Origin of the sequence: Streptomyces sp. NBC_01689 (genome assembly GCF_036250675.1) — a bacterium.
In the GTDB taxonomy this organism is placed as follows: domain Bacteria; phylum Actinomycetota; class Actinomycetes; order Streptomycetales; family Streptomycetaceae; genus Streptomyces.
Window position 1 is genome coordinate 4414983 of sequence record NZ_CP109592.1, and the last position, 25427, is coordinate 4440409.

The 25427-nt window shown below is 67.9% G+C and carries 19 protein-coding genes and 1 tRNA gene; 3 read left to right on the forward strand and 17 right to left on the reverse strand.

Translation table 11 applies throughout. From position 1 onward, the window contains the following. The first annotated feature begins 14 nt into the window (after positions 1–14). On the forward strand, positions 15–1253 hold the full coding sequence (locus OG776_RS18715; protein ID WP_329321761.1) for a cytochrome P450: 1239 nt from the start codon (positions 15–17) through the stop codon (positions 1251–1253). Positions 1254–1446: 193 nt separating this feature from the next. Here OG776_RS18715 and tuf read toward each other — a convergent pair whose 3' ends face one another. The 16 genes from tuf to OG776_RS18800 all read right to left on the reverse strand — a co-directional run bounded on the left by tuf (position 1447) and on the right by OG776_RS18800 (position 22041). Further along, positions 1447–2640, reverse strand: a complete 1194-nt coding sequence (gene tuf / locus OG776_RS18720; RefSeq protein WP_148010016.1) for an elongation factor Tu — start codon at positions 2638–2640, stop codon at positions 1447–1449. 143 nt (positions 2641–2783) lie between these two features. After that, positions 2784–4913: an elongation factor G gene (gene fusA / locus OG776_RS18725; protein ID WP_148010015.1), complete on the reverse strand. Its 2130-nt coding sequence runs from the start codon at positions 4911–4913 to the stop codon at positions 2784–2786. Between the two features lie 39 nt (positions 4914–4952). Beyond that, positions 4953–5423: a 30S ribosomal protein S7 gene (rpsG, locus tag OG776_RS18730; protein WP_003992340.1), complete on the reverse strand. Its 471-nt coding sequence runs from the start codon at positions 5421–5423 to the stop codon at positions 4953–4955. A 2-nt stretch (positions 5424–5425) separates the two neighbouring features. Next, positions 5426–5797 carry a 30S ribosomal protein S12 gene (rpsL, locus tag OG776_RS18735; RefSeq protein ID WP_003948652.1) on the reverse strand — a complete coding sequence of 124 codons (372 nt, stop codon included), beginning with the start codon at positions 5795–5797 and terminating at the stop codon, positions 5426–5428. 1239 nt (positions 5798–7036) lie between these two features. Then, a complete protein-coding gene (locus OG776_RS18745) occupies positions 7037–7558 on the reverse strand; it encodes a DUF1707 and DUF4190 domain-containing protein (protein WP_261994608.1) in 522 nt (173 codons plus the stop codon). A 154-nt stretch (positions 7559–7712) separates the two neighbouring features. Then, positions 7713–11612: a DNA-directed RNA polymerase subunit beta' gene (locus OG776_RS18750; RefSeq protein ID WP_148010014.1), complete on the reverse strand. Its 3900-nt coding sequence runs from the start codon at positions 11610–11612 to the stop codon at positions 7713–7715. Positions 11613–11722: 110 nt separating this feature from the next. Beyond that, the gene (gene rpoB, locus OG776_RS18755) at positions 11723–15208 is read right to left on the reverse strand and encodes a DNA-directed RNA polymerase subunit beta (RefSeq protein WP_148010013.1); all 3486 of its coding nucleotides are present in this window, start codon (positions 15206–15208) and stop codon (positions 11723–11725) included. Positions 15209–15845: 637 nt separating this feature from the next. Beyond that, complete coding sequence (gene rplL, locus OG776_RS18760; RefSeq protein ID WP_148010012.1) at positions 15846–16229, reverse strand: 50S ribosomal protein L7/L12; 384 nt, start codon at positions 16227–16229, stop codon at positions 15846–15848. A gap of 109 nt (positions 16230–16338) precedes the next feature. After that, complete coding sequence (gene rplJ, locus OG776_RS18765) at positions 16339–16869, reverse strand: 50S ribosomal protein L10 (protein WP_148010011.1); 531 nt, start codon at positions 16867–16869, stop codon at positions 16339–16341. A 290-nt stretch (positions 16870–17159) separates the two neighbouring features. Beyond that, positions 17160–17999, reverse strand: coding sequence for a DUF1396 domain-containing protein (locus OG776_RS18770; RefSeq protein ID WP_329323726.1), 840 nt, complete (start codon positions 17997–17999; stop codon positions 17160–17162). A 121-nt stretch (positions 18000–18120) separates the two neighbouring features. Then, positions 18121–19011 (reverse strand): hypothetical protein, encoded by an 891-nt coding sequence (locus tag OG776_RS18775; protein WP_148010009.1) that lies wholly within the window; start codon positions 19009–19011, stop codon positions 18121–18123. A gap of 167 nt (positions 19012–19178) precedes the next feature. Beyond that, complete coding sequence (gene rplA, locus OG776_RS18780) at positions 19179–19904, reverse strand: 50S ribosomal protein L1 (protein ID WP_060901502.1); 726 nt, start codon at positions 19902–19904, stop codon at positions 19179–19181. Positions 19905–20009: 105 nt separating this feature from the next. Next, entirely contained in the window at positions 20010–20444 is a 435-nt protein-coding gene (rplK, locus tag OG776_RS18785) for a 50S ribosomal protein L11 (protein WP_020132675.1), read from the reverse strand. A gap of 168 nt (positions 20445–20612) precedes the next feature. Continuing rightward, positions 20613–21500 carry a transcription termination/antitermination protein NusG gene (nusG, locus tag OG776_RS18790; protein ID WP_329321768.1) on the reverse strand — a complete coding sequence of 296 codons (888 nt, stop codon included), beginning with the start codon at positions 21498–21500 and terminating at the stop codon, positions 20613–20615. Positions 21501–21577: 77 nt separating this feature from the next. Then, positions 21578–21859 (reverse strand): preprotein translocase subunit SecE, encoded by a 282-nt coding sequence (gene secE, locus OG776_RS18795; protein ID WP_148010007.1) that lies wholly within the window; start codon positions 21857–21859, stop codon positions 21578–21580. 109 nt (positions 21860–21968) lie between these two features. After that, positions 21969–22041, reverse strand: a tRNA-Trp gene (locus OG776_RS18800). A 248-nt stretch (positions 22042–22289) separates the two neighbouring features. On the opposite strand from OG776_RS18800, the gene OG776_RS18805 reads away from it, so the two are divergent. Further along, the gene (locus OG776_RS18805) at positions 22290–23516 is read left to right on the forward strand and encodes a pyridoxal phosphate-dependent aminotransferase (RefSeq protein WP_187285674.1); all 1227 of its coding nucleotides are present in this window, start codon (positions 22290–22292) and stop codon (positions 23514–23516) included. 156 nt (positions 23517–23672) lie between these two features. Beyond that, complete coding sequence (locus tag OG776_RS18810) at positions 23673–24713, forward strand: adenosine deaminase (RefSeq protein WP_329321772.1); 1041 nt, start codon at positions 23673–23675, stop codon at positions 24711–24713. Here OG776_RS18810 and OG776_RS18815 read toward each other — a convergent pair. Further along, positions 24658–25404 carry a hypothetical protein gene (locus OG776_RS18815; protein ID WP_329321774.1) on the reverse strand — a complete coding sequence of 249 codons (747 nt, stop codon included), beginning with the start codon at positions 25402–25404 and terminating at the stop codon, positions 24658–24660. The genes OG776_RS18810 and OG776_RS18815 overlap by 56 nt on opposite strands. Between the last annotated feature and the right edge of the window lie 23 nt (positions 25405–25427).

Below are 25427 nucleotides of genomic sequence, written 5' to 3' on the forward strand. Positions count from 1 at the left end.
CCGACAGTGGAGCCATGGCAGAAGAGACCACCACCCTGGCCGGGCCCCCCTCCCCCGAACCGTCCCTCCCGCCCGTCCGTGACTGGCACGCCGGCCCGTTGGTCGGGACCGAGTTCGAACCCGTGCTCGCGGAGTTGATGCGGGAGGGGCCGCTGACGCGGATCCGGTTGCCGCACGGGGAGGGCTGGGCGTGGCTGGCGACGCGGCACGACGACGTGAAGACGGTCACCAATGATCCCCGGTTCAGCCGGGCGGAGGCCGCTGTCCGGCAGGTCACCCGGCTCGCGCCGCACTTCGCGCCGCGGCCCGGCGCGCTGGCCTGGGCCGATCAGCCCGATCACAACCGGCTGCGGCACGCCGTCTCGGCCGCCTACACGGTGAGCGCGGTCAAGCGGCTGCGCCCGCGCGCCCAGGAGATGCTGGACGCCCTGGTCGACGACATGGTGCGGGACGGATCGCCCGCCGATCTCGTCGCACGGGTCCTCGAACCCTTCCCGATCTCGGTCGTCTGCGAGGTCATGGGAGTTCCCGAGGACGAACGGCGGAAGCTGCACGACTGGACGCGGGAGATCATCTCCACCGCGGGCGGCGCCGACGCCGCCGAACTCGCCAAGAAGGGGCTGTTCGGGTGGATCGGGCAGGCCGTCCGGGACCGCCGCGACAGCGACAGCGAGGACGTGCTGTCGCTGCTCGGTGCCGCCGTGCGGCGGGGCGAACTCGGCGAGGAGGAGGCGGTCAGCGTCGCCGGCCCGCTCCAGATCGGCGGAGAGGCCGTCACCAACAACTCCGGGCAGATGTTCTATCTCCTGCTGACCCGGCCCGACCTGCTGGAACGGTTGCGCAGCGACCCCGCGTCCCGCCCCGCGGCCATCGAGGAGCTGCTGCGTCACATCCCGCACCGGGCCGCGGTGGGCCTGCCCCGGATCGCCACGGAGGACGTCGACCTCCACGGCGTCCGCATCAGGGCGGGCGACGCCGTGTACGTGTCGTACCTCGCCGCGAACCGCGATCCGGAGGTCTTCGCCGACCCCGACCGGATCGACTTCGACCGGGACGCCGACGCGCACGTGGCGTTCGGCAACGGGCCTCACTTCTGCACCGGCGCCGTCTTCTCCCGTATGCAGCTCCAGCTGCTGATCGACACCCTGCTCGACCGCCTCCCCGGCCTGCGCCTCGCCGTGCCCGCCGACGAGGTCCCCTTCCGGCAGCGCACGATGATCCGCGGCCCGCTGGCCCTGCCCGTCGCCTGGTGAGGAGACACTCCGTGAGGAGACATGCCGTGCGGTGAGCTGCCGTGCGGTGAGGTGCCTCCTGGGACGGCGCCCTCGGGATTCCGGGGGGGCGCCGTCCCGGTCCCGGAACGCGAAAGGGCCCGTACGACCGAAGTCGTACGGGCCCCTTCAAGGAGCTCGCGAGGAGCTACCAGGAGATCAGACCGACAAGAGACTACTTGTTGATCTTGATGACCTGGCCGGCGCCCACGGTCCGGCCACCCTCACGGATGGCGAACTTGAGGCCCTCCTCCATGGCGACGGGCTGGATGAGCGCAACGGTCATCTCGGTGTTGTCGCCCGGCATGACCATCTCGGTGCCCTCGGGGAGGGTCACAACGCCCGTCACGTCCGTCGTACGGAAGTAGAACTGGGGACGGTAGTTGTTGAAGAACGGCGTGTGACGGCCGCCCTCGTCCTTGGACAGGATGTAGGCCTGGGCCTCGAACTCGGTGTGCGGCGTGACCGAACCGGGCTTGATGATGACCTGGCCGCGCTCGACGTCCTCGCGCTTGATGCCACGGAGGAGCAGACCGACGTTCTCGCCCGCCTGGCCCTCGTCGAGGAGCTTGCGGAACATCTCGATGCCGGTGACCGTGGTGGTGGTCTTCTCCTGCTTGATGCCCACGATGTCGACGGTCTCGTTGACCTTGAGGACACCACGCTCGATACGACCGGTGACGACGGTGCCACGACCGGTGATCGTGAAGACGTCCTCGATCGGCATCAGGAACGGCTTGTCGACGTCACGCTCGGGCTGCGGGATGTTCTCGTCGACGGCCTTCATCAGGTCGAGGACGGACTGGCCCCACTCCTTGTCGCCCTCGAGGGCCTTGAGCGCCGAGACCTTGACGACCGGCAGGTCGTCGCCCGGGAACTCGTACTCGGAGAGCAGCTCACGGACCTCGAGCTCGACGAGCTCCAGGATCTCCTCGTCGTCCACCATGTCGGCCTTGTTCAGGGCGACGACGATGTACGGAACGCCGACCTGGCGGGCCAGGAGCACGTGCTCCTTGGTCTGCGGCATCGGGCCGTCCGTGGCGGCGACGACGAGGATGGCGCCGTCCATCTGCGCCGCACCCGTGATCATGTTCTTGATGTAGTCCGCGTGACCGGGGCAGTCGACGTGGGCGTAGTGACGGGTCTCCGTCTGGTACTCGACGTGCGCGATGGAGATGGTGATACCGCGCTGGCGCTCCTCAGGAGCCTTGTCGATCTGGTCGAAGGCCGAGGCCTCGTTCAGGTCCGGAAACGCGTCGTGCAGCACCTTGGTAATGGCGGCCGTGAGGGTCGTCTTACCGTGGTCGATGTGACCGATGGTGCCGATGTTGACGTGCGGCTTAGTCCGCTCGAACTTCGCCTTCGCCACTGGGTCCTCCTGTGGAGTGGTTCTGGTACGCCTTACTCATCGGCGCCAGGTGATCTTTGCTGGGATGCCGCCCGCCGGGGTTGTGCCCTCCCGGGTGAGCCCCGGCGGTCGGTGTCAAGCCTAAAGCGTGTAAACGGGGTGTGTTACTCGCCCTTGGCCTTCGCGATGATCTCCTCGGCGACGTTCCGGGGAACCTCGGCGTAGGAGTCGAACTGCATCGAGTAGCTTGCGCGACCCGACGTCTTGCTGCGGAGGTCGCCGACGTAGCCGAACATCTCCGAGAGGGGCACGAGGCCCTTCACGACACGGGCGCCGCTGCGCTCCTCCATGGCCTGGATCTGGCCACGGCGGGAGTTGAGGTCGCCGATGACATCGCCCATCGACTCCTCGGGCGTGGTGACCTCGACGGCCATCATCGGCTCGAGCAGCACGGGGCTGGCCTTGCGCGCGGCCTCCTTGAACGCCTGCGAACCGGCGATCTTGAACGCGAGCTCGGAGGAGTCGACCTCGTGGTAGCCACCGTCGAGAAGAATGACGCGGACGCCCGTCATCTCGTAGCCGGCCAGGATGCCGAACTGCATGGCCTCCTGCGCACCGGCGTCCACCGACGGGATGTACTCCCGCGGGATACGGCCACCGGTCACCTTGTTCACGAACTCGTACGCCGGACCGTCGGTCTCGGTGATGGGCTCGATCGCGATCTGCACCTTGGCGAACTGACCGGTACCACCGGTCTGCTTCTTGTGGGTGTAGTCGTGACGCTCGACGGTCTTGCGGATCGTCTCACGGTAGGCGACCTGCGGCTTGCCGACGTTGGCCTCGACCTTGAACTCACGGCGCATACGGTCGACCAGCACCTCGAGGTGCAGTTCGCCCATACCACCGATGATGGTCTGGCCGGTCTCCTCGTCCGAGTGAACCTGGAAGGAGGGGTCCTCCTCCGCGAGGCGCTGGATGGCGACACCCAGCTTCTCCTGGTCACCCTTGGACTTGGGCTCGATGGCGACCTGAATGACCGGCGCCGGGAAGTCCATGGACTCCAGGATGACCGGGTTCTTGTCGTCGGACAGCGTCTCACCGGTGGTGGTCTGCTTCAGGCCCATGACGGCGACGATGTCGCCGGCGCCCACCGACTCGATCTCCTCACGCTTGTTCGCGTGCATACGGTAGATCTTGCCGATGCGCTCCTTCTTGCCCTTGACCGAGTTCAGCACAGCCGAACCCGACTCCAGGCGGCCCGAGTAGACCCGGACGAAGGTGAGCTTGCCCAGGTGCGGGTCGCTCATGATCTTGAACGCGAGGGCGGACAGCGGCTCGTCCTCGGACGGCTTGCGCTTGACGACGACCTCGGGGTCCTTCACGTCGTGGCCCTCGATGGCCTCGACGTCCAGGGGGGTCGGCAGGTAGCGCACGACCGCGTCGAGCAGGGGCTGGACGCCCTTGTTCTTGAACGCGGTGCCACAGAACACGGGAGTGACGGTGACGCCGCCACCCTTGCCGGACGCGATGGTGATGCGACGGATCGCGGCGTACAGCTGCTCCTCGGTGGGCTCCTGGCCCTCGAGGAACATCTCCATGATCTCGTCGTCGTGCTCGGCGACGGTCTCGACCAGCTTGCCGCGGTACTCCTCGGCAGCCTCGGCGTGCGTGGCGGGGATGTCGACGACGTCGTACATCTCGCCCTTGGCCGCCTCGGCGGACCACACGAGCGCCTTCATGCGGACCAGGTCCACAACGCCCTTGAAGTCCATCTCGGCACCGATCGGCAGCTGCATGATGATCGGAACGGCACCGAGCCGGTCCTTGATCATGTCCACGCAGCGGTGGAACTCGGCGCCGGTACGGTCCAGCTTGTTCACGAAGCAGATGCGCGGCACGCCGTAACGGTCGGCCTGACGCCACACCGTCTCGGACTGCGGCTCGACACCGGCGACACCATCGAACACCGTGACGGCACCGTCGAGGACGCGGAGCGAACGCTCCACCTCGACCGTGAAGTCGACGTGCCCCGGGGTGTCGATGATGTTGATCGTGTAGTCGTTGTCCTCAAGCGGCCAGTGACAGGTGGTGGCAGCAGAGGTGATCGTGATGCCACGCTCCTGCTCCTGCTCCATCCAGTCCATGGTGGCAGCGCCGTCGTGGACCTCACCGATCTTGTAGCTGACGCCGGTGTAGAAGAGGATCCGCTCGGTGGTGGTCGTCTTGCCCGCGTCGATGTGGGCCATGATCCCGATGTTGCGGACCCTGGCCAGGTCAAGTGAAGTGGTAGCCATAAGGCTTCAGTCTTCTCTCGGTCTCGATGTGGGTAGCGACTACCAGCGGTAGTGCGCGAAGGCCTTGTTGGACTCGGCCATCTTGTGGGTGTCCTCGCGCTTCTTCACAGCGGCACCGAGGCCGTTGGACGCGTCGAGAAGTTCGTTGAGCAGACGCTCGGTCATGGTCTTCTCGCGACGGGCGCGGGAGTAACCGACCAGCCAGCGCAGCGCGAGCGTGTTGGCGCGACCGGGCTTGACCTCGATCGGAACCTGGTACGTCGCACCGCCGACGCGGCGGGACTTGACCTCGAGGGTCGGCTTGATGTTCTCCAGCGCGCGCTTCAGCGTGATGATCGGGTCGTTGCCCGTCTTCTCACGCAGACCCTCCATGGCGCCGTAGACGATGCGCTCGGCGGTGGAGCGCTTGCCGTTGAGCAGCACCTTGTTGATCAGCGACGTGACAAGAGGAGAACCGTAGACCGGGTCGATGATGACCGGGCGCTTCGGGGCGGGGCCCTTACGAGGCATTCTTACTTCTCCTTCTTGGCGCCGTAGCGGCTGCGGGCCTGCTTGCGGTTCTTGACACCCTGGGTGTCGAGCGAGCCGCGGATGATCTTGTAGCGAACACCCGGCAGGTCCTTCACACGGCCGCCGCGCACGAGCACGATGGAGTGCTCCTGCAGGTTGTGTCCCTCACCCGGAATGTAAGCGGTGACTTCGATCCCGCTGGTCAGACGCACACGCGCGACCTTACGCAGGGCCGAGTTCGGCTTCTTCGGGGTGGTCGTGAACACACGCGTGCAGACGCCACGACGCTGGGGCGAACCCTCGAGTGCGGGCGTCTTGTTCTTCTCGACCTTGTCCTGCCGGCCCTTCCGGACCAGCTGCTGGATCGTAGGCACTACTTCTCCGGTTTCTGTGTGCCGAATGGTGAAGCTAACCTGAAACATCTCCGACCCACGCGGTCGGGTGTGTCGAATGCTGCAGATTCCCGCCGCGAGGCGGAAAGGGCGCAGATTGCGGTGGCCGGTTACGGCTCGCCTTGCGGTTTGAAGGCACGCACGCGAGCCAGGGCACACCCCAGGCACAAGGTCTGAGCGTACCTACCTCACGGACTTCGGTCAAAACAAATGCTGTCCAGGGCGACACGCCGGACTTCCCACCCCCCTCGGCCCGGCTCGCCCGCCGCCTCCACGACGACCCGGACGGCTCTCCGCGGCCCTCCTACGACAGGCCCCGCGGGGCCCGCGGGGCCCGCGGGCCCCGCGGGAGCCTGGCACAGAAGGCGCGCGTCCTGGCCGGATCGTGCCCTTTCGGGCTCCGCCGTGCCGCGCTTTCGGTACGTCGATCCGTCCGCCGCGGGGCCGCCGCCGCGAGGCCGCGGTGCTGACCGGGCGGCCACGGCCGGCGCCGGTACGGGCGGTGGTCGTCGGGCACAGACGCCTCCGTGATTTCCTGAGCCGTTCACCCGACGGCGACCGGAGTTCGCCTCGATGAGCGTGCGGCGGCGTTTCGCGGTCCTGCTGCCGGACCTGGCCCGCACGCACGGCCGACGGACGGCGGCGCGTACGGCCGACGGACGGCGCGGCGCGAACGTGACGAGCGGGACGGCCTCGGAGAGAGACGCCGTACCAGAACGACCTGACCGGGCGCCGTACGCGACGGGCGCAGGTACGTCGTGTGGGACGGCCGAGGTGACGGGCCGGGACGGGCGTCCCCCTCGCCCTCCTCCGCCCCTCCGCGCACACGGTCGCGCTCCGAGTGGGTCAGCCGCCCCCACGGCCGGGAGCCGCCCGCCGGCAGGCTGTCGGCGGGCACTGCACGCCTCCGAGAGGCGACTCAGACCGCCCCCTCCTCGGCGGACCTGCTCCCACGCCGGGCGACATGTTCATGGGCGATGAGCGGGAGGACGGAGATCTACCACCGGGGCGGCGGGCCCACGGCCGCCCGGCGGACGCCACCGGGTCCAGGGCCGCGGCCGAGCGACCCGAGCCCGGCCCCCGCCTGCCTCCAGTCGGTCCAGGTGCGGCCCCCGCCCGGACCCCAGCCGGTCCAAGGCCTGGCCGGCCCCCCGCCCGGTCCACGCGCGGCCCCAGCCCGTCCACGCGCGGCCCCAGCCGGTCCGCGCGCGGTCCGGGCGCTCAGCCCCCTGACCCCACCGCCACGACCATGACGAGCATCAGGAACAGCGCCCAGCCCGAGACCGACAGCCAGCCCAGGACGAGGCCGGTCATCGCGAACCCCTCGCCGCTCTCACCCGTACGGCGCATCTCCGAGCGCGCCGAGTGCCCCAGGACCACCGCGGGAATGCCGGTGGCACCGAGCGTCACCACGGTGAGCACACCGCAGACCAGGGCGCCCACCGCCTTCCCGTTGGTCGCCGGACGCGGCGCGGGCAGGAAGGTCTGCGGGACGACGGGACCGGCCACGGCGGTCATCGGCACCGGTCCGTGCGGGAGGTCGCCGACCAGCACGGCGAGCTCACCGACCGTCCGCGCCGCGTACGCGCGCGCCACTCGTTTCTCGAACTCGTCCTGTTCCAGGCGGCCTTCGCCGAAGCCCGCTCTGAGGACGTCCACCGCCCGCTCCCGGTCGGCGTGCGACGCGAGCATCGACGGCCCGCCCTGCCCCTGCCACGGCTGCCACGGCGTCGGGTACGACACGGAATGCCTCCCCCCAGACGGATCCCTCCATCATGCTCCAACGTGCCATTTCCGGCACGGGTTCCCGCAGGACACCCGGAGCGCCGTACCGGCCTGGGAAACGCCGACGGGCGGCCACCCGCGAAGGGTGACCGCCCGCCAGTTGACGTACGCCTTACTGGTTGTACGGACCGTAGTCGTAGTCCTCCAGCGGAACGGCCTGGCCGGAGCCCGTGCCGAACGGCGAGTAGTCGATGTCGTCGTAGCCGACGGCCGAGTACATCGCGGCCTTGGCCTCCTCGGTCGGCTCGACCCGGATGTTGCGGTAACGGGACAGACCCGTACCGGCCGGGATGAGCTTACCGATGATGACGTTCTCCTTGAGGCCGATCAGGGAGTCGGACTTGGCGTTGATCGCCGCGTCCGTCAGAACCCTGGTCGTCTCCTGGAAGGACGCCGCCGACAGCCACGACTCGGTCGCCAGCGAGGCCTTGGTGATACCCATCAGCTGCGGACGGCCGGAGGCCGGGTGGCCGCCTTCCTGCACCACACGACGGTTCTCGGTCTCGAACTTCGAACGCTCGACCAGCTCGCCGGGCAGCAGCTCCGCGTCGCCCGACTCGATGATGGTCACCCGGCGCAGCATCTGCCGGATGATGATCTCGATGTGCTTGTCGTGGATCGACACACCCTGCGAGTTGTAGACCTTCTGGACCTCGCCGACCAGGTGGACCTGGACCGCGCGCTGACCGAGGATCCGCAGCACGTCGTGCGGGTTGGTGGCACCGAAGGTGAGCTTCTGGCCCACCTCGACGTGGTCACCCTCACGCACCATGACCTTGGCACGCTTCGAGATCGGGAACGCCGTCTCGTCGCTGCCGTCGTCCGGGGTGACGACGATCTTCTTGGTCTTCTCGGTCTCCTCGATACGGACGCGGCCGGCCGCCTCCGAGATCGGGGCGACACCCTTGGGCGTACGGGCCTCGAAGAGCTCGACGACACGGGGCAGACCCTGGGTGATGTCGTCACCGGCCACACCACCGGTGTGGAAGGTACGCATCGTCAGCTGGGTACCGGGCTCACCGATGGACTGGGCGGCGATGATGCCGACCGCCTCACCGATGTCGACCAGCTTGCCGGTGGCCAGCGAACGGCCGTAGCACATGGCGCAGGTGCCGACGGCGGACTCGCAGGTCAGGACCGAACGGGTCTTGACCTCCTCGATGCCGTGCTTGACCAGCTCGTCGATGAGGACGTCGCCGAGGTCGGTGTTGGCCGGGGCCAGCACCTTGCCGTCGACGGTGATGTCCTCGGCCAGCGCACGGGCGTACACGCTGGTCTCGACGTTCTCCGCCTTGCGCAGCACGCCGTCCGCGCCGCGCTCCGCGATGTGCAGCTTGAGGCCGCGGTCGGTGCCGCAGTCCTCCTCGCGGATGATGACGTCCTGGGAGACGTCGACCAGACGACGGGTGAGGTAACCCGAGTCGGCGGTACGCAGAGCGGTGTCCGCGAGACCCTTACGAGCACCGTGGGTCGAGATGAAGTACTCCAGCACCGACAGGCCCTCACGGAAGGAGGCCTTGATCGGACGCGGGATCGTCTCGTTCTTGGCGTTCGACACCAGACCGCGCATACCGGCGATCTGGCGCATCTGCATCATGTTTCCTCGGGCACCCGAGTCGACCATCATGAAGATGGGGTTGGTCTTCGGGAAGTTCGCGTTCATCGCCTCGGCGACCTCGTTGGTCGCCTTGGTCCAGATCGCGATGAGCTCCTGCGTGCGCTCGTCCTTGGTGATCAGACCGCGCTCGTACTGCTTCTGGACCTTCTCGTCCTGCGCCTCGTAGCCCTTGACGATCTCCTTCTTCGCCTCGGGAACGACGACGTCGGAGATGGCCACGGTGACGCCGGAACGGGTCGCCCAGAAGAAGCCGGCCGCCTTCAGGTTGTCGAGCGTCGCCGCCACGATGACCTTGGGGTAGCGCTCGGCCAGGTCGTTGACGATCTCGGAGAGCTGCTTCTTGCCCACCGAGTAGTCGACGAACGGGTAGTCCTCGGGCAGCAGCTCGTTGAAGAGCGCGCGGCCCAGGGTCGTCCGCAGGCGGAAGGTGTCACCGGTCTGGTACTCCGGCTCGCCCTCCTCGACGGCCGGCGGGGTCCAGCCGCGCGGCGGGATGGTGCCCACCGGGAAGCGGATGTCGACCGCCGACTGGAGAGCGAGCTCCCCGGCGTCGAACGCCATCGTCGCCTCGGCCGTGGAGCCGAACGCGCGGCCCTCGCCCTTGACGTCGCGCAGCTCGCCGTCCGTGGTCAGGAAGAACAGACCGAGGACCATGTCCTGGGTCGGCATCGTGACCGGGCGGCCGTCGGCGGGCTTGAGGATGTTGTTCGAGGACAGCATCAGGATGCGGGCCTCGGCCTGCGCCTCTGCGGACAGGGGCAGGTGGACGGCCATCTGGTCACCGTCGAAGTCCGCGTTGAACGCGGTGCAGACGAGCGGGTGGATCTGGATGGCCTTGCCCTCGACCAGCTGCGGCTCGAAGGCCTGGATGCCGAGGCGGTGCAGCGTGGGCGCACGGTTCAGCAGAACCGGGTGCTCCGCGATGACCTCTTCCAGGACGTCGTACACGACCGTGCGGCCGCGCTCGACCATCCGCTTGGCGCTCTTGATGTTCTGCGCGTGGTTCAGGTCGACCAGGCGCTTCATCACGAACGGCTTGAAGAGCTCCAGCGCCATGGCCTTCGGCAGACCGCACTGGTGCAGCTTCAGCTGCGGACCGACGACGATCACGGAACGCGCGGAGTAGTCCACACGCTTGCCGAGCAGGTTCTGACGGAAGCGGCCCTGCTTGCCCTTGAGCATGTCGGACAGCGACTTCAGCGGACGGTTGCCGGGGCCCGTGACCGGGCGACCACGACGGCCGTTGTCGAAGAGCGCGTCGACGGCCTCCTGGAGCATGCGCTTCTCGTTGTTCACGATGATCTCGGGGGCACCGAGGTCGAGAAGGCGCTTCAGGCGGTTGTTGCGGTTGATCACGCGGCGGTACAGGTCGTTCAGGTCGGAGGTCGCGAAGCGGCCACCGTCCAGCTGCACCATCGGACGCAGGTCCGGCGGGATGACCGGCACGCAGTCGAGCACCATGCCCTTGGGGCTGTTGCTGGTCTGCAGGAACGCGGAGACGACCTTGAGGCGCTTGAGCGCACGGGTCTTCTTCTGGCCCTTGCCGGTGCGGATGATCTCGCGGAGGCGCTCGGCCTCCTCGTCGAGGTCGAAGGACTCCAGGCGCTTCTGCAGCGCCGCGGCACCCATCGAACCGTCGAAGTACGTGCCGAAGCGGTCACGCAGCTCGCGGTAGAGGAGCTCGTCGCCCTCCAGGTCCTGGACCTTCAGGTTCTTGAAGCGGGTCCAGACCTCGTCGAGACGGTCGATCTCGCGCTGCGCGCGGTCGCGCAGCTGCTTCATCTCGCGCTCGGCACCCTCGCGCACCTTGCGGCGCACGTCGGCCTTGGCGCCCTCGGCCTCCAGCTCGGCCAGGTCGGTCTCGAGCTTCTTGGCGCGGGCCTCGAGGTCGGCGTCGCGGCGGTTCTCGATCTGCTGGCGCTCGACGGAGACGTGCGCCTCCAGCGAGGGCAGGTCGCGGGTGCGGCGCTCCTCGTCGACGTACGTGATCATGTACGCGGCGAAGTAGATGACCTTCTCGAGGTCCTTGGGGGCGAGGTCGAGCAGGTAGCCCAGACGCGACGGAACGCCCTTGAAGTACCAGATGTGGGTGACGGGAGCGGCCAGCTCGATGTGGCCCATCCGCTCACGGCGCACCTTGGCGCGAGTGACCTCGACGCCACAGCGCTCACAGATGATGCCCTTGAAGCGGACGCGCTTGTACTTGCCGCAGTAGCACTCCCAGTCCCGGGTCGGACCGAAGATCTTCTCGCAGAAGAGTCCGTCCTTTTCGGGCTTCAGGGTGCGGTAGTTGATGGTCTCGGGCTTCTTGACCTCGCCGTGGCTCCACTGACGGATGTCGTCAGCGGTGGCCAGACCGATCCGGAGCTCATCGAAGAAGTTGACGTCGAGCACTATGCGTCAATCCCTCTCAGGGTTGTAAGTCATGGGGTCTGATACGGGGGTCCTGGGGCCGGCCGGGGGCTCATCGATGTTCATCGTCGAGCCCCCTGTCCGGACTCCCGTCAGACCTCTTCGACGCTGCTCGGCTCGCGCCGCGACAGGTCGATGCCGAGCTCCTCCGCCGCGCGGAAGACGTCCTCGTCGGTGTCACGCATTTCGATGGACATACCGTCGCTGGACAGCACCTCCACGTTGAGGCAGAGAGACTGCATCTCCTTGATGAGCACCTTGAAGGACTCGGGGATGCCGGGCTCGGGAATGTTCTCGCCCTTGACGATGGCCTCGTAGACCTTCACGCGACCGGTCACGTCGTCGGACTTGATGGTCAGCAGCTCCTGGAGGGCGTAGGCGGCGCCGTACGCCTCCAGTGCCCACACCTCCATCTCACCGAAGCGCTGGCCACCGAACTGGGCCTTACCACCCAGCGGCTGCTGGGTGATCATCGAGTACGGACCGGTCGAGCGGGCGTGCAGCTTGTCGTCGACCAGGTGGTGGAGCTTGAGGATGTACATGTAGCCGACCGAGATCGGCTCCGGGAACGGCTCGCCGGAGCGGCCGTCGAACAGCGGCGCCTTGCCGGTCGGGAGCACCATGCGCTCGCCGTCACGGTTCGGGATCGTGTGCTGCAGCAGACCCGCGAGCTCGTCCTCACGCGCACCGTCGAAGACGGGGGTGGCGACGTTGGTGCCCGGGGCGACCTGGTCGGCCTCGATGGCCTGCAGGCGCTGCGCCCAGTCCTCCCCGAGGCCGGAGACGTCCCAGCCGCGGCTGGCCAGCCAGCCGAGGTGGATCTCCAGGACCTGTCCCGGGTTCATTCGGGACGGGACACCGAGCGGGTTGAGGATGATGTCGACCGGGGTGCCGTCCTCCAGGAACGGCATGTCCTCGATCGGCAGGATCTTCGAGATGACGCCCTTGTTGCCGTGGCGGCCGGCGAGCTTGTCACCGTCCGTGATCTTGCGCTTCTGCGCCACGTAGACACGAACCAGCTGGTTCACGCCCGGCGGCAGCTCGTCGCCCTCTTCACGGTCGAAGACGCGGACGCCGATGACCTTGCCGATCTCGCCGTGCGGCACCTTCAGCGAGGTGTCACGGACCTCGCGCGCCTTCTCACCGAAGATCGCGCGGAGCAGGCGCTCCTCGGGGGTCAGCTCGGTCTCGCCCTTGGGCGTGACCTTGCCGACGAGGATGTCACCGGCGACGACCTCGGCACCGATACGGATGATGCCGCGCTCGTCGAGGTCGGCGAGGACCTCCTCGGAGACGTTCGGGATGTCCCGGGTGATCTCCTCGGGGCCGAGCTTGGTGTCACGGGCGTCGACCTCGTGCTCCTCGATGTGGATCGAGGAGAGGACGTCGTCCTGCACGAGGCGCTGCGACAGGATGATCGCGTCCTCGTAGTTGTGACCCTCCCACGGCATGAACGCCACGAGCAGGTTCTTGCCGAGCGCCATCTCGCCGTTCTCGGTCGCCGGGCCGTCGGCCAGGACCTGGCCGGCGATGACCCGGGCGCCCTCGTCCACGACAACCTTCTGGTTGACGGACGTGCCCTGGTTGGAGCGGGAGAACTTGTGCAGGCGGTACGTGGTGTACGTGCCGTCGTCGTTGGCGGTGGTGACGTAGTCCGCGGAGACCTCCTGGACCACACCGTCCTTCTCCGACTTGAGCACGTCGCCGGCGTCGACGGCGCAGCGGTACTCCATGCCGGTGCCGACGAGCGGCGCCTCGGACTTGATCAGCGGAACGGCCTGGCGCATCATGTTCGCGCCCATCAGGGCACGGTTGGCGTCGTCGTGCTCCAGGAACGGGATCATCGCGGTCGCGACGGACACCATCTGGCGCGGCGAGACGTCCATGTAGTCGACGTCCTCACCGGGGACGTAGTCGACCTCTCCGCCACGACGGCGGACCAGGACGCGGGACTCCTCGAAGCGGAGCTCGTCGGTCAGCGGGGCGTTGGCCTGCGCGATGACGAAGCGGTCCTCCTCGTCGGCCGTCAGGTAGTCGACGTCGTCGGTGACGACACCGCCGGTGACCTTGCGGTACGGCGTCTCGACGAAACCGAACGCGTTGACCCGGCCGTAGGAGGCGAGCGAGCCGATCAGACCGATGTTCGGGCCTTCAGGCGTCTCGATCGGGCACATGCGGCCGTAGTGCGAGGGGTGCACGTCACGGACCTCGAAGCCGGCCCGCTCACGGGAGAGACCACCCGGGCCGAGCGCCGACAGACGGCGCTTGTGGGTGAGACCCGACAGCGGGTTGTTCTGGTCCATGAACTGCGACAGCTGGCTGGTGCCGAAGAACTCCTTGATGGAGGCGACGACCGGCCGGATGTTGATCAGGGTCTGCGGCGTGATCGCCTCGACGTCCTGGGTGGTCATGCGCTCGCGCACGACGCGCTCCATACGAGCCAGACCCGTGCGGACCTGGTTCTGGATGAGCTCGCCGACGTTGCGCAGACGACGGTTGCCGAAGTGGTCGATGTCGTCGGTCTCGACGACGATCGAGGTGCCGTTGTCGCCGACGGTCTCGGTCTCGCCCGCGTGCAGCTTCACCAGGTACTTGATCGTCGAGATGATGTCCTCGACGGTCAGGATGCCGGCGTCCAGCGGGGCTTCACCGCCCAGCTTCTTGTTGACCTTGTAGCGGCCGACCTTGGCCAGGTCGTAGCGCTTCGGGTTGAAGTAGAGGTTCTCGAGCAGCGTCTGCGCGGCCTCACGGGTCGGGGGCTCGCCCGGACGCAGCTTGCGGTAGATGTCGAGCAGCGCGTCGTCCTGGCCCTGGGTGTGGTCCTTCTCCAGGGTGGCGCGCATGGACTCGTACTCGCCGAACTCCTCGAGGATCTGCTCGGTGGTCCAGCCGAGAGCCTTCAGGAGGACGGTGACGGACTGCTTGCGCTTGCGGTCGATGCGGACACCGACCATGTCGCGCTTGTCGATCTCCATCTCCAGCCAGGCACCCCGGGAGGGGATGACCTTGGCCGAGAAGATGTCCTTGTCGGACGTCTTGTCGATGGAGGAGTCGAAGTAGACGCCCGGCGAGCGGACCAGCTGGGACACCACGACACGCTCGGTGCCGTTGATGACGAAGGTGCCCTTGTTGGTCATGAGCGGGAAGTCGCCCATGAAGACCGTCTGGGACTTGATCTCGCCGGTCTCGTTGTTGGTGAACTCGGCGGTGACGAAGAGCGGGGCCGCGTACGTGAAGTCGCGCTCCTTGCACTCGTCGATGGAGTTCTTCGGGGGCTCGAAGCGGTGGTCGCGGAACGTCAGGGACATCGACCCGGAGAAGTCCTCGATCGGGGAGATCTCCTCGAAGATCTCCTCCAGACCGGACTTCGTGGGGACGTCCTGTCCGCTGTCCAGAGCCGCCTCGACACGAGCCTTCCACGCTTCGTTTCCGAGCAGCCAGTCGAAGCTCTCGGTTTGCAGCGCAAGAAGGTTCGGAACCTCGAGGGGCTCCTTGATCTTTGCAAAGGAGATGCGCAGCGGGGCGGTGCTGGCGCCGTTGTTCGTATTCGCGGTCGAGGCAGTGCGCGAGGCGGCCAAGAGGGGGTCCTTCCGAGGGCTCGGACTCACTACGCGCGTACCGGCCCCCCACCGGGGCACAGAGACAGACTGTTTCCGACTCGGCCTGAAAGGCCAGGTCAGAGATGGTCCGATCGTCGGTGCTCAAGCGAGGGCATGCCCCTGGTGACGGGCAGGAGGCAGCTAACAGGCAGCGCAAAGGGTCAGTGTAGCCACTAGGCCCACTGATGTCCAGTCTCGATTTCTGAGACCCTCGTTGTCGTCAACACCTGCGGCAAGCCACGCCCTCAATGCACATCGATACTGCCCTCTTCGTCACCGATCCATGCCTCGGATCCGGATCGTTGTGACGACGCGTCCTGAGAATTGCGCGCTGCGTGCGGTTCGTCAAGGCCCCTCATGCCCAGAGCAAGTGCCGCGATCGTCACGTGCAACCTGTCTTGCAGCCCGTCTAGCAGCCCGTCACGGGCTCGGCCGGAGGCACAACGAAGATCACCATACTCGCCGGAAACCACAGTGCAAGGCAGTCGCCGCCGGGCCCTCGGAACGCCGAAGAGCGACCACCCAGTTGGGTGATCGCTCTGCGGTGCGTCAGCGTTACAGCGCCACGCGGGCGACTGCGACAGCTCGCGCGGAGCCCTCAGCGGGCTCCTGGGACTTACTTGACCTCGACGGAGGCGCCGGCGCCCTTGAGGGACTCGGCGGCCTTCTCGGCGGCCTCCTTGGCGACCTTCTCGAGGACGGGCTTCGGAGCGCCGTCGACGAGGTCCTTGGCCTCCTTCAGGCCCAGGGAGGTCAGCTCACGCACGACCTTGATGACCTGGATCTTCTTCTCGCCGGCACCCGTGAGGATGACGTCGAACTCGTCCTGCTCCTCAGCGGCCTCGGCGGGCGCGCCGGCGGCGGCGGGGCCGGCCACGGCGACCGCGGCGGCGGCGGTGACGTCGAACTTCTCCTCGAAGGCCTTGACGAACTCGGCCAGCTCGATGAGGGTCAGGTTCTCGAACTGCTCGAGCAGCTCTTCCTGGGACAGCTTCGCCATGATGGCGTCCTTCCACTAATTCGGCAGGTGCCGGATGTACTGGTGAGGCGGGCGTACGTTCGGCCCGCTGCGACCGTCACCTCAGGCGGCGGTCAATGCGCGAGCCGAATTACTCGGCACCGCCCTGCTCGGCCTGCTTGGCACGAAGCGCCTCCGCGGTGCGGACGAACTTCGAGGGAAGCGCCTGGAAGAGCGAGGCAGTCTGGGACTGCTTGCCCTTGAAGGCACCCGCCAGCTTGGCGAGCAGAACCTCGCGGGACTCGAGGTCCGCAAGCTTCTTGATCTCGTCGGCGGACAGCGCCTTGCCGTCAAGGACACCGCCCTTGATGACGAGGTTGGGGTTGTCCTTGGCGAAGTCACGAAGACCCTTCGCCGACACCACCGGGTCACCGGTGATGAAGGCGACCGCCGTCGGACCGTTGAACAGGTCGTCGAGCGTGGAGATCCCGGCCTCGTTGGCCGCAATCTTGGTCAGCGTGTTCTTCACCACGGCGTACTGGGCGTCTTCACCGAGCGAACGGCGCAGCGTCTTGAGCTGCGCCACGGTGAGACCCCGGTACTCGGTCAGCACGGCGGCGTTCGAGCTGCGGAACTGGTCCGCGAGCTCGGCTACCGCGGCAGCCTTGTCGGGCCTTGCCATAGAGCGTGGCCTCCTTCCGGGTGATGAGGACCGCTCAGAAGGGGCCGACAAAACGAAACGCCCCGGCGCAGGCGCACGGGGCGTGACTCGACCGGCAGGTCCGCACGCTGGGCGAGCGAACTCCGGGAGTACATCCACGGTCACCTACGCGGGTCGTCCGCAGTTTCAGCGGATCCTTCGGCCACTTCACCCTCTTGCGAGCGCGAAGCAACGACCAGCGGTCTTTGGCTTCTCGGGAACAGTACGTGAAGGGCGCGCTGTCAAGCAAATCCGCTCGACAGCGCCCGGGGTCAGCCCTGCTGGGCCTGCTTCATCATCTCCGCCAGGTCGACGGTGTCCTTGGCCGGCGGGGCCTTCACGGTCACCGGCTTGTTGTAGTCCAGGAAGGTCAGGGTGACGTCGAAGGGGCCCTTGTCGGCGGCGGCACGCACCCGGACCTGCTTGGTGCGGTCGTCCGGCCCGACCCACATGTCCATCGTGAGCTTGTCGGCGCCCAGGTCCTCGTACTGCTTCAGGCTCTTCTCACGCTTCTCCCGCGTCTCCTTGTCCTGGTCCTTGAGACCGGCGCGGAGTTCGTCGAGGGTGACCGTGCCCTTGTAGTGCGTGGTGTCGACGCCGTCGACCTTCTCGGTACCGACCTTCTTCACGTCCTTGGAGCCGGTCAGGAACGTGGACTCCTGGGACGGGTCCTGGCCGGCCTGGCTCGGCACCTTGCCGGCGCCGGCGCCGGCGCCCTTGTCCGCTCCGGAGAGGTCGAACTTCATCCAGCTCTTGCCGTCCAGCTCCTTGGCCGTCGCCTCTCCCCCGCCCAGGTACATCGCCTGGTCGACGAGCCGGATCTCCATCTTGCCGTCGGCACCCTGGTCGAGAGCGTTCATCTTCATGCTCATGGCCGGCGGCTTCATGCTCATCGTCGCCTCGGCCTCGACCCGGCCGGTCTCCGGGACCTTGCCGGTCATCCGGTACGTCAGCGACGTGATGGCCTCCGCGTTCTTCGCCGCCTTCGCCACGGCCGCGGCCGGCGTCATCTTCGGCGACTCGTCGCTCTTCCCGCAGGAGACGGCTCCGCCTCCGAGGACCAGGGCGGCGAGCGCCGCCCCCGTCGCTCCACGACGCACGGAACCACGCACAGAAAACATCAGGATCCCCCCAGGGAACACATGAACGACTCACAGATTCGGGGTGAGCGTAACCCAGGGAGGCGGGTGTGGTCTTGCCAATTCTTTTGGCTTTCTTGAACCTCGGGTGGGCTCAGCCCGCGGCGCCCTGTGTCTTCAGCAGGTCTTTGAAGTCGGCCGTGTCGCCCGCCGGGGGCGCCTGGGCGGAGACCTTCACCCCGTAGTCGCTGTAGTACGAGGTGGAGGACATCGTGCCGGTGGAGAGGTCGCCCTTGGAGACGGCCTTGACCAGCAGGTCGTCGCTGTCGATCCAGATGTCGACGTCCTCCGTGGTGAGCCCGGCCGCGGTGAACTGCTTCTTCATGTCGGCGAGTTGACCCGCGGAGAGGTGGGAGCTGCGGGCGGCGAAGTCCGAGACGTCCAGGGTGCCCGCGTAGTGCGTGGTCTGCTTGCCGCGGACCTTCTCCTCACCGACCTTCTTCACGTCCCCGGAGGCCAGCAGGAGCTTCACCGACTGGTTCGGCGAGTTGTTCTGCATCTGGTCCTTGAGGAACGCTCCGGAGCCGCCTCCGAGCATCGACAGGTCGTCGTACGCGTACCTGATCCAGTGCTTGCCGCCGGCCTGCCGGGCGAAGGCCTCGCCCATCTTCGCGTAGTAGGCGTCGGACAGATAGCGGGCCTCCATGGACGTCGTGCCCGCCTTGCGCATCGTGTCGGCCATGGTGCCGCCGGTGTAGGTGATGGTCACGTCGCCGACGAGGCCGTCGCGCCAGCCCATGACGCCGTCCGACTTCATGGACATCAGGGTGCCCATGGTCGCCGTCGACTCGATCCTGGCCGAGTCCGCGCCGTCGGTGGACTTCTCGGCGGACTGCAGCGCCGCCAGGGGGCTGACCCGGGTCACGCCCTTGTGGGCCGCCTTGTCGTCCGTCCCGGACCCGCCCGACGAGCAGGCGGCCACCGTCGTCAGCGCGCTCACCAGAGCGATCGCGAGGGTCACGCGGCGCGCGGTCGTGCTCTTCATCTGTCCCCACCCCTATGCAGATCCTGAGAGCCGCACGGTAGCGCAGCCCACTGACACCCGTATCGGAATATCTGTCCGGGAATGGGGACGGGCCCCGCACCTCGAAAGGTTGCGGGGCCCGTGCCAAGAACGCGTATGCGACGCGGTCACCGGGGTGAGCGGAGGGCTCAGACGGCGGCCGGGTCCTCCTCGACGAGGAGGTTGCGGGTGCGGTTCGGGTCGACGGGAACGCCGGGGCCGATCGTGGTGCTGATCGCGGCCTTCTTGATGTAGCGACCCTTGGCGGCCGACGGCTTCAGACGAAGGATCTCGTCGAGCGCGGCGCCGTAGTTCTCCACCAGCTTGGCCTCGTCGAAGGAGGTCTTGCCGATGATGAAGTGGAGGTTCGAGTGCTTGTCGACGCGGAACTCGATCTTGCCGCCCTTGATCTCGGTCACGGCCTTGGCCACGTCCGGGGTCACGGTGCCGGTCTTCGGGTTCGGCATCAGACCACGCGGGCCGAGGACGCGGCCGAGGCGGCCGACCTTGCCCATGAGGTCCGGGGTGGCGACGACGGCGTCGAAGTCCAGACGGCCCTTCGACACCTCGTCGATGAGCTCGTCGGAGCCGACGATGTCGGCGCCCGCGGCGAGTGCGGCCTCGGCACGGTCACCGGTCGCGAAGACCAGGACCCGGGCGGTCTTGCCGGTGCCGTGCGGGAGGTTCACGGTGCCACGGACCATCTGGTCGGCCTTGCGCGGGTCGACACCCAGGCGGAAGGCGACCTCGACGGTGCCGTCGAACTTGCTCGTGGAGGTCTCCTTGGCGAGACGGACGGCCTCGAGCGGGGCGTAGAGCTTCTCCCGGTCGATCTTGGCGTCCGCAGCGCGGAGAGACTTGCTGCGCTTGCTCACTACTGCTCCTGATGTGTTCTGAGGAGTCGTGGTGCGGGCCGAGCAGGCCCTGCCACGTCGTTCTCGATGTGCGGCTCGCGCCGCGTGGCCTTACGAAGGTGGGCGTCAGCCCTCGACCGTGATGCCCATGGAACGGGCGGTGCCGGCGATGATCTTCGACGCGGCGTCCAGGTCGTTGGCGTTCAGGTCGGGAAGCTTGGTCGTGGCGATCTCACGGACCTGCGCCTCGGTGATCTTGGCGACCTTGGTCTTGTGCGGCTCGCCCGAGCCCTTCTCGACACCGGCGGCCTTGAGGATCATCTTGGCGGCCGGCGGAGTCTTGGTGATGAAGGTGAAGGAACGGTCCTCGTAGACCGTGATCTCCACCGGGATCACCCAGCCACGCTGCGACTCGGTCGCCGCGTTGTAGGCCTTGCAGAACTCCATGATGTTGACGCCGTGCTGACCGAGCGCGGGGCCGACCGGCGGGGCCGGGTTCGCCGCACCGGCGTTGATCTGGAGCTTGATGAGCCCCGTGACCTTCTTCTTCTTGGGAGGCATGTGCTCTCTCCGGGTCCTAGTGAGAGTTTTCAGCCTTCGTCCGGTTCATCCGGATGGAGGCATACCGCACAACGATAACGGGTATCCATGCGGGGCCAAAAACCGAGCAGGTCAGACGGGCCGCGTGAGCCCGTCTGACCTGTTCGGAAGACGTACGTCCAGAAGCCGCTAGTTCTTCTGGATCTGGTCGAAGGAGAGCTCGACCGGGGTCTCGCGGCCGAAGATCTCGACGAGACCCTTGACCTTCTTCGAGTCGGCATTGATCTCGTTGATGGTCGCCTGCAGCGTGGCGAACGGACCGTCCGTGACGGTGACCGAGTCGCCGACCTCGAAGTCCAGCACCTGGACCTCGACCTTGCGCTGCGGAGCGGGCTTGCCCTCGGCCTCGGCGGCCTCGCGCGCGGCCTTCTCCTCGGCCTCCGGGGCGAGCATCTTGACGATCTCGTCCAGGGTCAGCGGGTACGGGTCGTAGGCGTTGCCCACGAAGCCGGTGACGCCGGGAGTGTTGCGGACGACGCCCCAGGACTCGTTCGTCAGGTCCATGCGCACCAGCACGTAGCCGGGGAGCTTGTTCTGGCGGATGGTCTTGCGCTCGCCGTTCTTGATCTGCGCGACCTCTTCCTGCGGCACCTCGGCCTGGAAGATGAAGTCCTCGACGTTCAGCGAGACGGCACGCTGTTCGAGGTTGGTCTTCACGCGGTTCTCGTAACCGGCGTAGGTGTGGATGACGTACCACTCGCCGGGGAGGGTGCGGAGCTCCTCACGGAGGGCCTGCACGGGGTCGACGGGCTCGGCCGGCTCGGCCTCCGCCTCGTCGGCGTCCTCGTCCTCGGCGGTCTCGGTGCTCTCGGCGAGGGCGTCCGCGGGGACGTCCTCGTCCTCGACGTCCTCACCGGACTCGTCCTCGACGTGCAGGGCCGTTTCCTCGGCGGGCTCGCCGGCGGCGGCATCGGCAGCCTCGAACTCGTCCACGACGTCCGCTCCCTCGACGATGTCCAGCTCGTCGTCAACGGACTCGACCGACTCGCTGGCTTCGTTCAGGTTCGGGTCAGACACGGTGGCTGCTTCTTCCTGGATACATGGGGGTGGAACACGCGAAAGGGGCGCCGGTGACGGCGCCCTTCGCGGTCGGCTCAGCCGAAGACGTACTTGGCCGCGTGATTGAGCCCATAGTCAATCACGGTCACCAGGCCGATCATGATGACGACGAAGACGATCACCACGGTGGTGTACGTCGTCAGCTGATTGCGAGTCGGCCAGACGACCTTGCGGAGCTCCGCGACGATCTGGCGGTAGAAGGTCGCCAGGCGCTTCAGCGGGCCCTTCTTGGCGCGCTTGCCACCCTTACGAGCCTTCTTCTTGGACTCGACTGCCTCGGCATCAGGCATGTCGATGGAGCCCACGGCGTCCGTCACTCGTCCTCACCTGATTCCGGGTCGTGGCCGTGCCGCGCCCGGTTGAGCCGCACGGCGGTGCATTGCAGTACGTACTTGCGTGCACACATCCTGGCGAAGGAGTGTGTAGCAGGGCCGGAGGGACTTGAACCCCCAACCGCTGGTTTTGGAGACCAGTGCTCTACCAATTGAGCTACGACCCTTTGGTTTCCCCCAACGTACCGCATCCGACCGAGTGCTCGCTGTGCGCACGGTGGGTGCGGCCGGTGAAGGCCAACGAGGTGAGAGTGTACGTGGTCCGGGGCCGGGCGTCGAACAGAAAGCGTCCGTAAGGGCTTTGCGGATCGGAGATCGACCGGTGGACGGTCCGCGCCCGGACTGGTGTTCTCCCGTTGTTCAGTCTGTGAAACCCGCGTGCCGGGGGCGTTTCCGGTCTGAAACGATGGGCCCCATGAGCGCTGCAACCCCTCCCACCGAGCGCCGGGTCTCCGCCCGAGTCGGCGCGATCTCCGAGTCCGCCACTCTCGCCGTGGACGCCAAGGCCAAGGCCCTCAAGGCCGCCGGGCGGCCGGTGATCGGCTTCGGCGCCGGTGAGCCCGACTTCCCGACCCCGGACTACATCGTCCAGGCCGCCATCGAGGCCTGCTCCAACCCGAAGTACCACCGCTACACGCCGGCCGGCGGCCTGCCCGAGCTGAAGGCCGCCATCGCCGCCAAGACCCTGCGCGACTCCGGATACGAGGTGGAGGCCGCCCAGGTCCTGGTGACCAACGGCGGCAAGCAGGCCATCTACGAGGCCTTCGCGGCCGTCCTCGACCCGGGCGACGAGGTCATCGTCCCGGCTCCCTACTGGACGACCTACCCGGAGTCCATCCGTCTCGCCGGCGGTGTCCCGGTCGAGGTCGTCGCCGACGAGACCACCGGCTACCGCGTGTCGGTCGAGCAGCTGGAGGCCGCCCGCACCGAGCACACCAAGGTGCTGCTCTTCGTCTCCCCGTCCAACCCGACCGGCGCGGTCTACACCCGTGAGCAGATCGAGGAGATCGGCCGCTGGGCCGCCGACAAGGGCCTGTGGGTCCTGACCGACGAGATCTACGAGCACCTGGTCTACGGCGACGCCGAGTTCCACTCCCTCCCCGTGGTGGTGCCCGAGCTCGCCGACAAGTGCATCGTCGTGAACGGCGTGGCGAAGACGTACGCCATGACCGGCTGGCGGGTGGGCTGGGTCATCGGCCCCAAGGACGTCGTCAAGGCCGCGACCAACCTCCAGTCGCACGCCACCTCGAACGTGTCCAACGTGGCGCAGGTCGCCGCTCTCGCCGCCGTCTCCGGCGACCTGACGGCGGTGGCCGAGATGCGCGAGGCCTTCGACCGCCGCCGCAAGACCATCGTGCGGATGCTCAACGAGATCGAGGGCGTCCTGTGCCCCGAGCCCGAGGGCGCCTTCTACGCGTACCCCTCGGTCAAGGCGCTGCTCGGCAAGGAGATCCGCGGCAGGCGCCCCCGGGACACGGTGGAGCTGGCCGCGCTCATCCTGGAGGAGGCCGAGGTCGCGGTCGTCCCGGGCGAGGCCTTCGGCACGCCGGGGTACCTGCGTCTGTCGTACGCCCTCGGTGACGAGGACCTCGTCGAGGGTGTCAGCCGGATCCAGAAGCTGCTGGCCGAGGCGCAGGACTGACGTCCCGGCCCCTGTCACGGAGTCCACGGATCATGCGCTCCACGCGCGTGTGCGGGCCGTTCTCCCCCGGGAGGACGGCCCGCTTCTTCGTGCGAGCAAGACCACTAAAGGGGAAAGCGCTACCGGGACGGCCCGGACGTGCGGCAGGATCCTGGAATGGAGCGCGTACGTGATCTCTCTGAACTGCCGAAAGCCCATCTGCACCTGCACTTCACCGGTTCGATGCGGCCGGCCACCCTGCTGGAACTGGCCGACAAGTACGGCGTCCGGCTGCCGGATGCCCTGACCGAGGCACTGACCAGCGGGGAACCGCCGAAGCTGCGGGCGACCGACGAGCGCGGCTGGTTCCGCTTCCAGCGGCTGTACGACGCGGCGCGATCCTGCCTCAGAGAGCCCGACGACATCCGGCGGCTGGTCCGCGAGGCCGCCGAGGAGGACATCAGGGACGGCTCCGGGTGGCTGGAGATCCAGGTCGACCCCACCTCGTACGCGCCCCGCCTGGGCGGGCTCATCCCGGCACTGGAGATCATCCTGGACGCGGTCGACTCGGCCGTGCGCGAGACCGGCATCGGGATGCGGGTCCTGGTGGCCGCGAACCGTATGAAACACCCGCTCGACGCCCGCACGCTGGCCCGGCTCGCGGTGCGCTACGCGGACCGGGGCGTGGTCGGCTTCGGCCTGTCGAACGACGAGCGCCGGGGCATGGCACGCGACTTCGACCGGGCCTTCGCGATCGCCCACGAGGGCGGCCTGCTCTCCGCGCCGCACGGCGGCGAGCTGACCGGCCCCACGTCGGTCCGCGACTGCCTCGACGACCTGCACGCCACCCGGATCGGGCACGGGGTGCGCGCCGCCGAGGATCCCCGGCTGCTCAAGCGGCTCGCGGACCGTGGCGTCACCTGCGAGGTCTGCCCCGCGTCGAACGTCGCCCTGGGCGTGTACGAGAAGGCGGAGGACGTCCCCCTGCGCACGCTCTTCGAGGCCGGGGTCCCGATGGCCCTCGGCGCCGACGACCCTCTCCTGTTCGGCTCGCGGCTCGCCGCCCAGTACGAGCTGGCACGCCACCACCAGGGCTTCACGGACGCCGAACTGGCCGAGCTGGCCCGCCAGTCCGTACGGGGATCGGCGGCGCCCCAGGACGTCAGGCAGAAGCTGCTGGCGGGCGTCGACGACTGGCTGGCCGGCCCGGGCGTCTGAAGTGGCCGTAGGGCGGATACGCCTGGAAGCCGATGTCCAGCTCCATCCGGTCGCCCTCGCGCAGCGACAGGTGCGGGGTGAGGGACGCGACCAGGACGTCCCGGCCCTCGGCGGCCCGCTTCCCGAGCGGACCGTGACCGGCGGCGGCCTCCAGCCGGGTGGCGGCCGAGGCGAAACTGTCGCGCGCGCCGAGCAGGAGGAGCGTCCCCGCGTGGACGGCCGGACCGATCCGGTCCCATGCCTCCGGACGGTCCCACCGCTGCTCCCAGCGGGCCTCCCAGGCCGCCGCGCGGGCCGCGACGCGCCGCTCGTCCGTCCGGACGGTGAGCGGGGTGCCCGCCCGCAGGCGGCGCCGCAGTCCGGGCCAGGCGGAGGCCCGCAGACCCGGTGACCGGTGGGCGAGGACGAGGTCGACGGGCACTTCGGGCGCGTACTGCCGGGGGACGCTCCGCCGCAGCGGGACGTACACGATCGTGTGCGGGGAGAACGCGGCGAACGAGAACAGCGCGGCGAGCCGGGCGAGCCCGTCGTGGTCCCCCACCAGGTAGCCCCAGCCGGCGAAGGGGTCGCTGAGCGTGGTGTGCCGCAGGGGTTGCCGCGGCTGGACGATCCGGTGGGCGCGCGGGCCGACGCGCGGCGTGTACTCGGTCAGCCGGAGCCGCACGGACACCGCTCGGGGACGTCGGGGCACGACATACGTGCCTGGGGTGCCGG

What these genes read in the sequence shown, in the direction of transcription:
- OG776_RS18715 (WP_329321761.1), top strand. Translation starts at nt 15, where the DNA reads ATGGCAGAAGAGACCACCACCCTGGCCGGGCCCCCCTCCCCCGAACCG.
- fusA (WP_148010015.1), bottom strand. Translation starts at nt 4,913, where the DNA reads ATGGCTACCACTTCACTTGACCTGGCCAGGGTCCGCAACATCGGGATC.
- rpsG (WP_003992340.1), bottom strand. Translation starts at nt 5,423, where the DNA reads ATGCCTCGTAAGGGCCCCGCCCCGAAGCGCCCGGTCATCATCGACCCG.
- rplL (WP_148010012.1), bottom strand. Translation starts at nt 16,229, where the DNA reads ATGGCGAAGCTGTCCCAGGAAGAGCTGCTCGAGCAGTTCGAGAACCTG.
- rplJ (WP_148010011.1), bottom strand. Translation starts at nt 16,869, where the DNA reads ATGGCAAGGCCCGACAAGGCTGCCGCGGTAGCCGAGCTCGCGGACCAG.
- OG776_RS18775 (WP_148010009.1), bottom strand. Translation starts at nt 19,011, where the DNA reads ATGAAGAGCACGACCGCGCGCCGCGTGACCCTCGCGATCGCTCTGGTG.
- rplK (WP_020132675.1), bottom strand. Translation starts at nt 20,444, where the DNA reads ATGCCTCCCAAGAAGAAGAAGGTCACGGGGCTCATCAAGCTCCAGATC.
- OG776_RS18805 (WP_187285674.1), top strand. Translation starts at nt 22,290, where the DNA reads ATGAGCGCTGCAACCCCTCCCACCGAGCGCCGGGTCTCCGCCCGAGTC.
- OG776_RS18810 (WP_329321772.1), top strand. Translation starts at nt 23,673, where the DNA reads ATGGAGCGCGTACGTGATCTCTCTGAACTGCCGAAAGCCCATCTGCAC.